This is a genomic window from Nocardiopsis salina YIM 90010, assembly GCF_000341025.1.
GTDB lineage: Bacteria > Actinomycetota > Actinomycetes > Streptosporangiales > Streptosporangiaceae > Nocardiopsis > Nocardiopsis salina.
Genome location: NZ_ANBF01000070.1, coordinates 13215 through 25982 on the forward strand (window position 1 = coordinate 13215; position 12768 = coordinate 25982).

At 70.9% G+C, this 12768-nt stretch carries 14 protein-coding genes; 9 read left to right on the forward strand and 5 right to left on the reverse strand.

Going from position 1 to position 12768, the window contains the following annotated elements; translation table 11 throughout:
- Positions 1 to 28: 28 nt before the first annotated feature.
- Together D474_RS0106915 and D474_RS0106920 are read right to left on the reverse strand one after the other, a co-directional pair.
- Positions 29 to 646 (reverse strand): TetR/AcrR family transcriptional regulator, encoded by a 618-nt coding sequence (locus tag D474_RS0106915; RefSeq protein ID WP_017612850.1) that lies wholly within the window; start codon positions 644 to 646, stop codon positions 29 to 31.
- Positions 647 to 891: 245 nt separating this feature from the next.
- Positions 892 to 1608, reverse strand: a complete 717-nt coding sequence (locus D474_RS0106920) for a glycerophosphodiester phosphodiesterase (RefSeq protein ID WP_017612851.1) — start codon at positions 1606 to 1608, stop codon at positions 892 to 894.
- 232 nt (positions 1609 to 1840) lie between these two features.
- Here D474_RS0106920 and D474_RS0106925 point away from each other — a divergent pair, with 232 nt between their 5' ends.
- Positions 1841 to 2617, forward strand: coding sequence for a DeoR/GlpR family DNA-binding transcription regulator (locus D474_RS0106925; RefSeq protein WP_017612852.1), 777 nt, complete (start codon positions 1841 to 1843; stop codon positions 2615 to 2617).
- Between the two features lie 105 nt (positions 2618 to 2722).
- Here D474_RS0106925 and D474_RS0106930 read toward each other — a convergent pair whose 3' ends face one another.
- Positions 2723 to 3973, reverse strand: coding sequence for an MFS transporter (locus D474_RS0106930; RefSeq protein ID WP_026118246.1), 1251 nt, complete (start codon positions 3971 to 3973; stop codon positions 2723 to 2725).
- Positions 3974 to 4113: 140 nt separating this feature from the next.
- On the opposite strand from D474_RS0106930, the gene D474_RS27895 reads away from it, so the two are divergent.
- Positions 4114 to 4803 carry an HD domain-containing protein gene (locus D474_RS27895; protein WP_017612854.1) on the forward strand — a complete coding sequence of 230 codons (690 nt, stop codon included), beginning with the start codon at positions 4114 to 4116 and terminating at the stop codon, positions 4801 to 4803.
- Here the strand turns inward: D474_RS27895 and D474_RS0106940 are convergent.
- On the reverse strand, positions 4775 to 5065 hold the full coding sequence (locus D474_RS0106940; RefSeq protein ID WP_017612855.1) for a DUF4031 domain-containing protein: 291 nt from the start codon (positions 5063 to 5065) through the stop codon (positions 4775 to 4777). The genes D474_RS27895 and D474_RS0106940 overlap by 29 nt on opposite strands.
- Positions 5062 to 5529 (reverse strand): Lrp/AsnC family transcriptional regulator, encoded by a 468-nt coding sequence (locus D474_RS0106945; protein ID WP_017612856.1) that lies wholly within the window; start codon positions 5527 to 5529, stop codon positions 5062 to 5064. Before D474_RS0106945 ends, D474_RS0106940 begins: the two co-directional genes overlap by 4 nt.
- 146 nt (positions 5530 to 5675) lie before the next feature.
- On the opposite strand from D474_RS0106945, the gene D474_RS0106950 reads away from it, so the two are divergent.
- The 7 genes from D474_RS0106950 to D474_RS0106980 form a co-directional block, all read left to right on the forward strand.
- On the forward strand, positions 5676 to 6569 hold the full coding sequence (locus D474_RS0106950) for a tryptophan 2,3-dioxygenase (RefSeq protein WP_017612857.1): 894 nt from the start codon (positions 5676 to 5678) through the stop codon (positions 6567 to 6569).
- 56 nt (positions 6570 to 6625) lie between these two features.
- Positions 6626 to 7864 carry a kynureninase gene (kynU, locus tag D474_RS0106955; RefSeq protein ID WP_017612858.1) on the forward strand — a complete coding sequence of 413 codons (1239 nt, stop codon included), beginning with the start codon at positions 6626 to 6628 and terminating at the stop codon, positions 7862 to 7864.
- Between the two features lie 639 nt (positions 7865 to 8503).
- Positions 8504 to 9367: a hypothetical protein gene (locus tag D474_RS0106960; RefSeq protein WP_017612859.1), complete on the forward strand. Its 864-nt coding sequence runs from the start codon at positions 8504 to 8506 to the stop codon at positions 9365 to 9367.
- 456 nt (positions 9368 to 9823) lie between these two features.
- Entirely contained in the window at positions 9824 to 10276 is a 453-nt protein-coding gene (locus D474_RS0106965; RefSeq protein WP_017612860.1) for an Lrp/AsnC family transcriptional regulator, read from the forward strand.
- 19 nt (positions 10277 to 10295) lie between these two features.
- The gene (locus tag D474_RS0106970; RefSeq protein ID WP_026118248.1) at positions 10296 to 11084 is read left to right on the forward strand and encodes a PhzF family phenazine biosynthesis protein; all 789 of its coding nucleotides are present in this window, start codon (positions 10296 to 10298) and stop codon (positions 11082 to 11084) included.
- 20 nt (positions 11085 to 11104) lie between these two features.
- Positions 11105 to 11527 (forward strand): hypothetical protein, encoded by a 423-nt coding sequence (locus tag D474_RS0106975; RefSeq protein WP_017612862.1) that lies wholly within the window; start codon positions 11105 to 11107, stop codon positions 11525 to 11527.
- A 938-nt stretch (positions 11528 to 12465) separates the two neighbouring features.
- The coding region (locus D474_RS0106980) for an ABC-ATPase domain-containing protein (RefSeq protein WP_026118249.1) at positions 12466 to 12768 on the forward strand (303 nt) is incomplete at its 3' end.

A 12768-nucleotide genomic window follows, 5' to 3' on the forward strand; every position in this document is an offset into this window, starting at 1 on the left:
CGTGTGACCCTGCGGGCCGCGGCCCCGGTCAGCGCGGGTGACCGAGTTGGTGGTGCAGGACGAGGTCGACGTAGACCCCGGTGAGACCGTCGAGGCTGAGGTCGTCGTCGGGCGCGTACCACTCCAGCGAATCGCAGGTGTCCAGCACGGAGCGGGTGGCGGCCTCCACCGACTCCACGTGGAATCTGCCCTCGCCGACGCCCGCGCTGATGATGTCACGCACGTGCAGGCGGTAGTCCCGGTGCAGCTGGGCGATCTGCCGGTAGCGCCCGGGGCTGACTGCGCGCAGGGTCGGCATCAGGTCGCGGGCGAGCTCGACCGCGGTCCTGTGCTTCCACGAGGTCTGCACGTGGTGGCGCACCAGCGCGCACACGCGCGCGTCGGCGGGGTCGGACTGCCGGTCGGCGCGGAGTTGGTCCTCGACCCGCTCCCGGGTCGAGCGCAGCACGACGGCGTGCGCGAGGTCGAGGCGCGTCGGGAAGGCCCGGTGGAGCGAGTCCGTGTCGGTACCGGTCTCGTCGGCGATCCGGTGGGCCAGGGTGGACATGGTGAGAGAGCGCGGACCGTGCTCTGCGAACAGGCGGGCCGCACAGTCGAGGACGGGGCCGGTGGTTCGGAGGACGTCGGGGGAGGTGTCGGCGGTCATGGGTGGCTGTCTCATCGCTCGGGGCGCCGTCGGGGCGGGGGCGCGAGGGCTCTGTCCTTCGCGTGGCGGGAATCGTTTTCGAGGATAGTCCCGAACGGTCGCGAATTCGGGCGGAACAGTAGAACTCACCGAAGAAAAGCGCGCTGGTGGGAAAGCCGGTCACTCGGGTGGAACCGGGGAGGCCCGTGCGTGCCGGGGATGCGCAGGCGTCCGAGCTCAACCGAACGCCCGTGTTCCGTGCGAGGTCAGGCCGGTTCCGCCGCGACCTCCTCCCGGTTCCCCCGCGTCAGTGGAACCAGGTCGACCACCCGTTCGGTCGCCACGGCGTCCACACCCATTCCCACCAGCCGGGCCATGTCCGGCAACTCGTTGACCGACCAAGCGGCCACGCCGAACCCGAAACCTCGCATTTCGGTGATGACTTCTCTGGTGAGCAGAGAATGGTGGGTTCCGAGGAAGTCGGGACGCACGGTGCGTAGGACGTCGTCGGGAGGAAGGCCGGGTTGGTCCTGCAGCATGAGCAGCCGCGCCCGGCTGCTGCGTCCGCGCAGGGCGTCCAGCGCCTCGGGCGGGCCGGTGAAGACCAGCTGGTCGGCGAAGCCGCGCTCGCGCAACAGGGTGTCGGCGGCCAACGCTGCCTGGGGCGCCGTGGCCTCCACGAGCAGGTTCGGCACGTCCCGGGCGCGGAACTCGGCCAGGACCTCGATGAGTGTGGGCACCCGGCTGTCCACGTCCCGGCGGGCCGAGGCCAGCTCGGCCAGGGACATCTCCTCCACGGGGCGCGGTGCGCTCCCGGGGGTGGCGACGAGGTGTTCGTCCGCCAGGACCGGGTAGCCGTCGTGGGTCAGGTGGACGTCGATCTTGACCAGGTCGGTTCCGGCGCGCAACGCTGAACGCAGGGCCGGAAGCGTGTTCCCCGGGTGTCGTGCGGTGTCTCCGCGCAGTGCGATGGACAGCGTCATGTTCACAAGGATCGCAAAAAGCGTGCCCGCACGTGGTGCAAACAGGAAGAACGGCCGCGCGACCCCGTCCGGGCAGCTCCGGACCGTTGCCGGACGTGGCCGGTGCGACCACTGGGTGCGAGGCGACTCACGTCCCCAGTGCTCGGTCCGGTGACGCCGAGCTGGGAAACTCTGTTAAGCGGTGTCGTGAGAACACGGCACCCGTGGCCGGCCCCCGACCGTGAGGCGAACGATGATCCCGGATCAGCGACGAGAGCACATCCTCAAGCTCCTCCAGGAGCGGCACGTGCTGAGTATCAACGAGCTCACCTCGATGCTGTCCGTGTCCCACATGACGGTGCGGCGCGACATCCAGGCGCTGGAGAACGACGGCAAGGTCCTGTCGGTGACCGGCGGGGTGCGCCTGGCTGCCCGTCTCAAGAGCGAGCCCTCCTACCTGGCCAAAGCCCAGCTCGAGGTCCCGGCCAAGCGCAACATCGCCCGCGCCGCGGCCGACCTCGTGCGGGAGAACTTCACGATCTACCTGGACGCGGGCACCACGACCCTGCAGATGGTGCCGCTGCTGACCGACAAGGTGGGCCTGACGGTCATCACCAGTGACTTCAACGTGGTCGGCCATCTGATGGAGTACCCGGGCATCGAGCTCATCCACACGGGTGGCCTCGTCTCGCACTCCGACCACTCCTCGGTGGGCCGCTTCACCGCCGAGTTCCTGCGCCAGGTCAACGTCGACCTGGCCTTCATCGCGAGCAGCTCCTGGGACGCCGAGCGCGGGTCCACGACCCCCTCCGAGGCCAAGGTCGTCGCCAAGCAGGAACTGCTGCGCATCGCCTCCAAGAGCGTTCTGGTCGTCGACAGCACCAAGTACGGCAAGTTCGGTACGTTCCGGGTCGCGAGCCTGGAGGAGTTCGACCTCATCGTCACCGACGACCGGCTGCCGGCCTCGGCGGTCGAGGAGCTCTCCGATCGCGACGTGCGCTTCGAGCTCGTGGAATCCGACCCCACCTGACCTGTACGGCTCCGCCCGGGCTCGTGACCCCGCGTCGCGCGGCCCGGCGCCGTTCCACCCGCGCTCCACGGCCCCGCCACCGACCGCCCGGCCCGTCCGAAGCGGTCACCCGGCGGGGCCGGGGTCCGTCACGGCCTCCGGCGCGGCTTCCGCACGCCGGTACCAGCGGGCGCGCAGTACCAGCACCGTGGTGGCCACCGAGACCAGCCCGCCCAGGCTCGCCAGCGCGAACGCCCCTCGGTGGCCGAACAGGTCGGCCAGCGAGCCCGCCGTCATCGAACCCAGGGACTGCCCGAGGATCAGGCAGCTGAGCACCACCGACATCGCCTGCGACATCCGGGCGGGCGGGGACGAGCGCTCCACCAGCCCGAAAAGGCTCACGATGTGCGGTCCGATCGCCCACCCCAGCGCGAACATCGCCACCGCAAGCGTCCCCGCGGTGTGTGGAAGGTACAGGGGCAGGGACAGCACGAGCAGTGCCGCACCGGCCCAGCGCACGCGTGCGGTCAGCGTGAAGGTGAGCGGGACCGAAGCCATGAGCAGCCCGGCCACCGCACTGCTGGTGCCCATCACCGCATACATCAGCCCCGACAGGTCGCCGTGGCCCGAGGAAGCCGCGAAGGCGGTCACCCCGGTCGACATCCCGCCGAAGAACAGTCCCTGGGCGAACATCGGTACCGCCAGCACCACGAGCGCGGGGGTCAGGACCCGGCCTCCCCCGCCGGCGGTCGGTGCGTTCCCGGGCGGTGCGGTGGGGTGGAGCGCGAAGACCGCACCGAAGACCCCGATGAGCACCGCCGCGCCCAGCACGCTCGCCGACGGCGACAGTGTCACGGTGAGCACACCGACCAGGGCCGGGCCGAGCACGAACGAGGTCTCGTCGAGCACACCTTCCACGGACATCGCTGCGCCCACCGAGCGTTCGCGTTCGGCACCGCGGTCGGGTCCCTTGCCGATCAGCGCTACCCAGCGCGTCCGGGCCATCGGGCCCACCTGCGGCAGGCACGCCCCGGCCAGGACCGCCGGCGCCACGAGCACCGGCAGGGCGGCCCCGGCATTGACCGCGGCGACCAGAACCGTCATGAGCACCGCGTCCACCAGCGACATCACCAGCACCGGACGGCGCTGCCCGTACCGGTCGGCGAAGCGTGCGACGACCGGGCCACCGGCGGCCTGACCCATCGCGAAGACCCCGCTGAGCAGGCCCGCGGCGGCCACGCTCCCCGTCTGCACGGTGACCAGCGTCAGTATGCCGATGAGCGACATCGACACCGGGAGCCGTGCCAGGAACGTGGCCGTCAGCAGAGGCCACCCCGCGATCCGGTTCATGCGCCGCAGGGTCTCCAGGGGTGACATACGCTCCTCGTCCTCGTCGCGGTCTGCCGGGGCCCTCCCGGACGACGGCGGGCAGCGGCCGGCGCGGACGATCGGGGAGGAGAACCGTCCCATGATAGGTCCACCTCGAAAAACACGCGCGAGTGGGGAACACTGGGGACATGGTCAGCTCGCACCGTTACCGCAGCTCCGACGGGCCGCCCGAGCACGAGGACGTGACGCTCCTCCGGGCCTCATGGGCGCGCCTCGCGGGGTCCAGCCCCGAGGCACGCGCGGTGGGCGAGGAGCTCCTGGGCCGTTGGAGCGAACCGCACCGCCGCTACCACACGCTCACCCACCTGTGGGACTCCCTGCGTGCGGTCGAGATCCTCGAGCACGAGGCCGAGCACCCCGACCGGGTCCGGTACGCCGTCTGGTTCCACGACGTGGTGCACGAGGGCCGCCCGGGGACCGACGAGGAGGAGAGCGCCCTGGTCGCCGACCGCCTGCTCACCCTCATGGGCCGCGACCGCGGGCAGGTCGCCGACGTCGTGCGCCTCGTGGAGCTCACCGCCTCCCACGCGCCGGGGGAGGGGGACGCAGACGGGGCGGTGCTCTGCGACGCCGACCTGTCGATCCTGGCCTCCGGCCCCGACCGCTACCTCGAGTACACCGCCGCGGTGCGGGCCGAGTACGGGCACCTCGACGACCGCGTCTTCCGCGCCGGGCGCCTGCAGGTCCTGCGTTCGCTGCTGGAGCGTCCCGACCTGTTCCACACCCCCTTCGGCCGCACGCACTGGGAGCACCGGGCCCGCGCCAACATCGGTGCCGAGGCCGGCCGCCTCACCGAGGCCGGTCGGCGGGAGGCCTGAAGGCGCCCTTGGGCCGCCGGAGCCCCGCAGCACGCAGCCGGGTCACCAGCTCCCGCGGGGCCACGTGCTCGGCACCCATATCCAGCGCCCGTGCGTGCAGGTGTTCGGGCAGGTCGTAGTGGTCGCGGTCGAAGGCACGCGGGCCCAGGCCCAGGTGCTGTGCGAAGGTGTGCAGCTCCTCGTAGGAGGCGTCGCTGGCCAGGTGGGCGAAGAGCCAACCGCGCGGCCCGGGCCACAGCGGGGTGTCGACGATGATGCTCACGAGGGCTCCGGCACGTCGACGGGGCGCCACGGCACCGGGCTGGAGAGCACCATCGTGCTGGAGGGGCGCCCGTGCTCGGCCAACCGGTCGATGACCTCCTCGAAGTGCTCCATCGAACGCACTGCGATGAGCAGTACACAGCAGTCGTCGCCGGTGACGCGGTGCACCTGCAGGATCTCCGACAACTCCAGGGACGAGCGCTCGCGCAGCAGGCAGTGCGCGCCGAAGCACTCCATCCGCACCAGCGCGGTGACCGGGAGTCCGGCGGCCGCAGGGTCCACGTGCGCGTGGTAGCCGGTGATGACCCCGCGGTCGGTCAGCCGCCGCACCCGCTCGGCCACGGCCGGTGCAGACAGGTTCACCCGCCGGGACAGCTCGTTGAACGACAGCCGCCCGTCCCCCTGGAGCTCGGCGAGGATCCGCCGGTCGACACCGTCCAGCGGCGTGTGCAGTGATGCGGCCATACTTTGTGTTCCCAAGGTCGATGAGCTCTTCGCCTCGGAAATCCTAGGTGAACTCGCCGATCGCGGGGGTCATGCCCATTCCGTGAGCGGTGTCGGTTGTTCGATCATGTTTCTCCGACCGCACATCCGCCGACGAGGGGGCCGCCATGGCCATGACCGCACAGCACTGCCCGTACTCCCCGCAGTGGGAGGAGACCGCAGACGGGGAGCGGGGCCGCCGCGGTGAGGAGGGCGCCCCCGTCCTGGACTTCGACCGCCCCACCCCGTACGTGGACTACGTGGGCGTCGACACCCTGCTCGGTCTCAAGCGCCCGCGCACCGAGGAACCCGCCGAGTCCGCGTTCATCCTCACCACGCAGGTCATGGAGTTGCTGTTCACGCTCGTGGCCGAGCAGTGGGAGGCCGCACGCGACGCCCTGGAGGCCGACGACGTGCCCGGCGCGCTGGCCTGGCTGCGCCGCTCCCGCAACGCCCAGGACGTGCTCACCGGTTCCTGGGACCTGCTCGCGGACATGACGCCGACGCAGTTCGACCGGTTCCGCGACTCCTTCGGAGAAGCCTCGGGGTTCCAGTCCTACACCTACCGCCACCTCGAGTTCCTGCTCGGCAACAAGTCCGGGCCCATGGTGCGTCCGCACAAAGGCATGCCGAAGGTCGCCGAACAGCTGCATGCGGTCCTGGAGCGCCCCGGGCTCTACGACGCCGCCCTGCGCCTGCTGGACCGTCGCGGGTTCCCGGTGCCCGAGAGGGCCGTCGAACGCGACTGGACCGAGCCCTACGAGGAGGATCCGGCCGTCACCGAGGCCTGGTCGCAGGTCTACGCCGACGAACGTGACGGCAACGAACTGTTGCTACTCGCCGAGACGCTCATGGATGTGGCCGAACGGGTCACCCGGTGGCGCCACCGCCACCTCATGGCGGTCAAGCGCACGATGGGCGGTAAACCGGGCAGCGGCGGGTCCAACGGCCTGGCCTGGCTGGCCCGCAACGCAGAGAAGGACGTCTTTCCCGAACTGTGGCGCCTGCGCGACACTCTCTGACCCGGCCGCACCGACGGGCCGCGAACCCGACCCCACCCCGCGAAGAGACAGGACCGATGACACCCACCACTCGCGAGGAGTGCGCCGCACTCGACGCCGCCGACCCGCTCGCACCCCTGCGCGAGGAGTTCGTCCTGCCCGAGGGCGTGATCTACCTCGACGGCAACTCCCTGGGCGCCCTGCCCCGCTCCACCCCTGCCCGGGTGGCCGACGTCGTCGAACGCGAGTGGGGCCAGGGCCTGGTCCGCAGCTGGAACGACGCGGGATGGTGGGACAAACCCCGCACCCTGGGCGCCATGCTCGCGCCCCTGGTCGGAGCGGACCCCGATGAGGTCGTGGTCGGGGACGGCACCTCCGCCAACCTGTTCAAGACCGTCGTGGCCGCCCTTCGCATGTCCGACCGCGACGTCGTGCTGGGGGAGGCGGGCAACTTCCCCACCGACCTCTACGTCACCGAGGGGGCGGTCGGCCTGACCGGCGGGACCCAGCGCCGCGTCGACCCCGACGGGCCGGAACTGGCCTCCGAACTCGCCCGCGGCGACGTCGCGGTCCTGTTGCTCAGCCACGTCGACTACCGCACCGGGGTCCTGCGGGACATGCCCGCCCTCACACGTCTGGCCCACGAACACGGGGCGCTCGTGGTCTGGGACCTCTGCCACAGCGCCGGTGCCGTCCCCGTCGACCTGTCGGGCAGCGGGGCCGACTTCGCCGTCGGGTGCACCTACAAGTACCTCAACGCCGGCCCCGGGGCGCCGGCGTTCCTCCACGCCGCCCGGCGTCACCATGCCCGCGCCGAGCAGCCACTGAGCGGCTGGCACGGGCACGCTCGGCCCTTCGACTTCGCCCCCGGGTACGAGCCCGCGCCCGGCGTGTCCCGGTTCCTCAGCGGATCGCAGCCCCTGGTGGCCGACGCCGCGCTGGAGGCGAGCCTGGAGGTGTGGGGCAGAGCCGACCTCGCCCAGGTGCGGACCAAGAGCCTGGCCCTGACCGACCTCTTCCTGGCCGGGGCGGCCGAATCGGGCCTGGTCTCGCTGACCCCTGCCGAGCACGCCCGGCGCGGCAGCCAGGTCTGCCTCGTGGAACCGGAGGAGGGCTCGGGGTACGCGATCGTGCGCGCGCTCATCGAGCGGGGTGTGATCGGCGACTTCCGCGCGCCCGACGTCATGCGGTTCGGTTTCACGCCCCTGTACCTGTCGTACACGGAGGTCTTCGACGCCGCCCGGGCCCTGGTCGAGGTCGTGCGCAACGGTGAGTGGCGCCAGGAGCGCTTCCGTGCGCGCTCGCAGGTGACCTGACCGAGTACGGCCCGGTCGATTTACGTTCCCTTGGTCTCGACCGGTGCCCACGGGGGCTTGTGGGGCTCTCGGGGAGGTGATATCGGCGAGCGAAGGGAATAGCCTGCCGTGATCGGCTTCCGGGGCCCTGTCAAGGCCCTGTGAGTGTTATGAGGAGTGCCACGGACGATTTCTCCGCCTTCGACGTGTGTTTGCACGGAACCCCCTATGACCAGGGTGTTCCGTTGTTTTTGGGGGTAGCTTCCACCTTCTCCGAGGGCGCACGGCTCAACACGCGCGGTTATTTTACTCCGAATCCGTACGCGCTTTGCGAAAGCGTGGGTTAGTGTCCCTCGTGATCGGCTCGTAATTGATCCTTGATGAGCCGATGCCGAGCCCTTGCCCGGCCGCGCGCCGCAAGGGATTCGAGACCCACGGGGGTCGGCCACACGCATTCCCGCGTCTGAGCCGGAAGGTCGCCGGAACACCGCCGGCCCGATCACGTCCCGCCTCCGCCCGCCGTCAGCAGCCAGCGACGCGGGGATCCGGACACAGCACCGCAACGCCCGTGCCCTCCACCCATCCTCGGACGGACCTGCCCTGGGTGTGCTGTGTCCACGGTCTTCTCGGCCCTGTCGTCGTCAACCTGGCTTCCACTTCATGAGTAACGAGAACGACACTCCCATCCAGCACGGCCAAGTCGACGCCACCTATTTCTGGGACGACGGTTCCGGCATCGGGGGCGACACCGGTCTCCCCGCGAGCGGCGAACCGATGCAGAAGGGGCTCTTCTCCAGCCCCAGCTGGCCACTGGGCACCGAGGGGTACATCGAGTACGAGGGCCAGACCGCCGAGTTCTTCATCGGCGACCGAGGCCCCGGACACCCCTCCAACGACTGCGACGTCCTCCTGGACCTCGACGGAGAGACCTTCGCGGAACTGACCGATCAGACCTGGGACGACGAGAACTACGTCGTCAGCGGGGGCAACGGCCACCTCTACGACGTCGACTACTACATCACCGAGTGGGGTGACGGCGACGGCGAGGAAGGCGCGCCGCACCCCTTCGAGCAGCCCGAGAACAAGTGCGAGGACGCCGTCTCCGAGATCCCCGAGGACAAGCTCGAGGACGAGGCCTCCGAGGAGGAGGAAGAGGAGTCGGCCGACACGGAGGCCCAGGCCGGGGAGGCCGAAACCGCCGAGGAGGAGGGGGCCGAAGAGGCCGCTGCCGAGGAGCCCGAGCCGGAAGAGGAGGAGACCGGGGTCACGGCGGAGACGGCCGCCAACGACACCTCCGGTTTCCAGCTCATCGGTGCCGACGGCGATCTGGCGGGCGGCGGGATCCTGATCCTGGCGATCATCCCAGCCATCCTGCTCGCCGTCGGCTTCGCCTGGTTCCGCCGTCCGGTCGGCGCCCACGCGGGCGAGGCCGACACAGACGGCAAGGGCCTCATGTCCGACAGCGAGGGCAAGCACGGCCACGAATCGTGGATGAACCGCCTCCGCGGCGACAACGACGACTGATCCGCCGCCGATCGCCGGTCCTCGGGGGCGGGCTGTTCCTCCCGTGGCAGCGGAGGGGAACGGCCTCCTGCGGGCCGGCGGGCGCGAACGGAGGGGCCGTGGTCGATGGTGACCACGGCCCCTCCGTCGTGTCCTGGCCCGGTGGGGAGGGGGAACCCTGCCCCGTGCCGCCGGGCCGCCCGCGGTGGACACCGGTGCGGGGGCGGACGGGGCGCCGATCGCCGTTGATCCGCGCCCCCTTGCGTCCGCGCCTCGGACCCCGGCCGACCCGGCACCGAGGGGGAGCGGGCCGGGGGGCGGGAGTCCCCGGCGAGGAACTCCATGTCTTGAATATGAGGTGAATAACCCCATACTGTCGAGATCGTTGCCCCAACGCTGGACGAACTGTTCGGTACGTCCGCCACAGCCCCCGATTTTCCACAGCGTCCACCTTGCGGACGGTATGAGGTGAGACACATGGCCGTACGCCTGGACGACACCGACCGGCGCATCATCGACCTCCTCCGGGCCGACGGGCGTATGTCCATCAGGGCCGTCGCCGAACGCGCCCACATCTCCCGCGCCAACGCTTACTCCCGCCTCGAGCGCCTGCGCAACCAGGGGGTGATCCGGGGCTTCAGCGCCGTCGTCGACCCCGAGAAGTACGGCACCGCGCTGTCGGCCTACGTGTCGGTACGCATCGAACAGCACTCCTGGGAGAGGTTCCGCCACTACCTGCGCGACATCCCCGAGGTCGACCACGCCGCCCTGGTCTCCGGCGACGTCGACCTGCTTCTGCTCGTGCGGGTGACGGACGCTGCGGCGCTGCGCACCTTCGTCCTCGAGCGCCTCCAGCGCATCCCCGAGGTCAAGAGCACACAGACCATGTTCATCCTCGACGAGCCGCACCTGGAGGGACCGCTGCCCTGAAGTGCCTACCCTTGTGGGCATGCCTGAGTACCGTGTGGTGGACGCGTTCACCGACCGCCCCCTTGCGGGGAACCCCGCCGCAGTCCTCGTCCTCGAGGACGCCTATCCCGAGGCTTGGGCGCAGGGGATCGCGGCCGAGTTCAACCTCTCGGAGACCGCCTTCGCGCGCCGTGTCGAAGACCCCGAGGCCGAGTTCGAACTGCGGTGGTTCACTCCGGTCGCCGAGATCGAGCTGTGCGGACACGCGACCCTGGCCGCCTCGCACGCCCTGGCCGAGCTCGGTGAACCCGCCCCCTACCGGTTCACCACCCGCAGCGGCGTCCTCACCGTCGAGCGCCACGACGGTCGGCTGTGGATGGACTTCCCCGCGCGCCCCGCGGCCGCCGCGCCGGCCCCCGGTGGGCTCGCCGAGGCGCTCGGGGCGAGCCCTGTGTGGACCGGGATCGGCGGCAACGACGACCTGCTTGTGGAGCTCGCGGACGAGGAGGCCGTGCGCTCGCTCGCCCCCGACCTCGGAGCGATCCGCGACCTGCCCGTGCGCGGGGTCATCGTGACCGCCCGAGGCGAAGGGACCTACGACCCCGTTTCGCGTTTCTTCGCTCCGAGCATGGGCGTCCCGGAGGACCCCGTCACCGGCGCCGCCCACACCGTGATCGCGCCCTTCTGGGCCGAACGCCTCGGTCGCACGGAGTTCCTCGCGCACCAGGCCTCTCCCCGCGGCGGCGACCTGCACCTGCGCCTGAGCGGAGACCGGGTCCTCATCGGCGGAGACGCCGTGACCGTGGCCACCGGCCATCTCGACCTCTAGGCTTCAGAAGGGAGGCTCCGATGGAACAGTGGGCCACAAAGGAGGAGATCGTCGCTGCCCGGGAGCGGATGGAGGAGAGCCACCCCGACTGGCGCCGCCCCGCGGCCTACGGGCTCGGCGTGCACCGTGACGGGGTCACCGTGTTCACCCGCGTGAACCAGAACGGCAACTACCTCCCCGCGATCGTCCTGGCCCGGGTCACCGGCCACACGCGAGGCACGTTCTCCTACCCGGTTTCGGCCGGGCAGTTGGAGACGGCGGTGGACGAGCTCAGCCCCGCCGCCGCCTGCACCGATCTGGACCATCCCAACCTCCACCACTGGCACCAGGTCCTGGAGGACGTGCGGGAGAACGGAGGTCAGGCCGTAGCGGTCTTCGTCGGCGACCTCTCCGACCCTCCCGCCGACGAGCACGACGCCGCGCTCCGTGCCGCGCTGCGCTGAAGCGAGCTTTCCGGTGGCGGGAACCCGGTGCAGAGGACGGTTCGGTTCATGCACGGGGGCACCGGGTGCGCAAGGATTCCCGGTTTCGCCTACGCGCGGGTCACGATTCCTGTAGAAAGGTTGCCGAGCGCCTTCCCAGAGCCCCTTCGGGAAGGCGCGCCACCTTGGTCGGCCGTCCCCGGATCGCCGGGGGCGGCCGCTCCCGAGGCGGGCAGNCTTTCCGGGCGCCGTCCGCCTTTTCGTGTTCCGTTCTCAGGGGAAAATGTGCCACGGGTCAACAGTGCATTCTTCAACAATCCCTGATCCGCGTCACCGCCGGGGGTGCCGGTTTTGTGCGCCGGTTTCCGGGGTGCCGGGGTGAAGGAAACCGTGTACAGCGCAGAAGAGAACGTTCTTTCCCCGTTCTCCCCACGTGGCCCCCGGGGGTCCGGTAGAAAAGAACCCGTGCACCAACCCTCCCCTCGAGGGGAGAGCACACGGGACCCCGGAATCCCCTCCCCCGAGGGGCACGGGGTCGTCCCGGGCCGTACACTTCCCAGACGGCCGGGAAGCTCGCGTGTGTGATCTCCAAGAGCTCGGTGCACGGGACCGGCCCCGGTCCCACCCGTGCAGCAGCGCGTGCCCGGTGGCGCGTGGCCGCGGCGCCTCTCCTGCCCCTCCCGGGGAGGCTGCCGCGCCCCCGCCGAGGCCCCTGCCGCGGGTCGACCGGGGTCGGCGCGGACCGGTCCCGCCTCCCCGATGCCGGGGCCGGTCCGCCCTCCCCGGGGATGGACCGATGAGTCCGCCGAGCGTTTCTCGCCACCCCGCCGGAGGAGCGCTCCGAATCCGTCGCCCCCGCGTACCCCGGATGGCCGCCGGGGTTGTCCACAGGCGTTCTGCAGCGGGCCCGACGAGGTCCTAACCTGGGCGGGACAGACATCCGAACCGAGGGGGAACCGATGGCGGGACGGGACGGCGGCGGACGCCGGCACGGCGGAGGTGGCAAGGGCCGCAGGTCCGAGCCCGAGCCGATCCGCGGTGTCCGCGACGACGCGCGCCTGTCGCAGGAACTGCTCAAGATGGACGGGGCCTCCTACGGGCGCTACAAGTCCCTCAAGGGCGACTGGGACTTCGGCGACTTCACCCTGACCGTGCAGCGGGTGCAGGCCGACCCGTTCGCGCCGCCGTCGCGCATCCGCGTTCTGCGCCCCGACGCCGGCATCCCCGAGAGCGCCTGGAAGGACCCGGTGCGGCGGCGGGCC

Coding starts and splice junctions, on each gene's coding strand:
- D474_RS0106975 (WP_017612862.1), top strand. CDS start 11,105: ATGGAACAGTGGGCCACAAAGGAGGAGATCGTCGCTGCCCGGGAGCGG.
- D474_RS0106930 (WP_026118246.1), bottom strand. CDS start 3,973: ATGTCACCCCTGGAGACCCTGCGGCGCATGAACCGGATCGCGGGGTGG.
- D474_RS0106965 (WP_017612860.1), top strand. CDS start 9,824: ATGGCCGTACGCCTGGACGACACCGACCGGCGCATCATCGACCTCCTC.
- D474_RS0106920 (WP_017612851.1), bottom strand. CDS start 1,608: ATGACGCTGTCCATCGCACTGCGCGGAGACACCGCACGACACCCGGGG.
- D474_RS0106950 (WP_017612857.1), top strand. CDS start 5,676: ATGGCCATGACCGCACAGCACTGCCCGTACTCCCCGCAGTGGGAGGAG.
- D474_RS0106915 (WP_017612850.1), bottom strand. CDS start 646: ATGACCGCCGACACCTCCCCCGACGTCCTCCGAACCACCGGCCCCGTC.
- D474_RS0106970 (WP_026118248.1), top strand. CDS start 10,296: ATGCCTGAGTACCGTGTGGTGGACGCGTTCACCGACCGCCCCCTTGCG.
- D474_RS0106925 (WP_017612852.1), top strand. CDS start 1,841: ATGATCCCGGATCAGCGACGAGAGCACATCCTCAAGCTCCTCCAGGAG.
- D474_RS0106960 (WP_017612859.1), top strand. CDS start 8,504: ATGAGTAACGAGAACGACACTCCCATCCAGCACGGCCAAGTCGACGCC.
- D474_RS0106945 (WP_017612856.1), bottom strand. CDS start 5,529: ATGGCCGCATCACTGCACACGCCGCTGGACGGTGTCGACCGGCGGATC.
- kynU (WP_017612858.1), top strand. CDS start 6,626: ATGACACCCACCACTCGCGAGGAGTGCGCCGCACTCGACGCCGCCGAC.
- D474_RS27895 (WP_017612854.1), top strand. CDS start 4,114: ATGGTCAGCTCGCACCGTTACCGCAGCTCCGACGGGCCGCCCGAGCAC.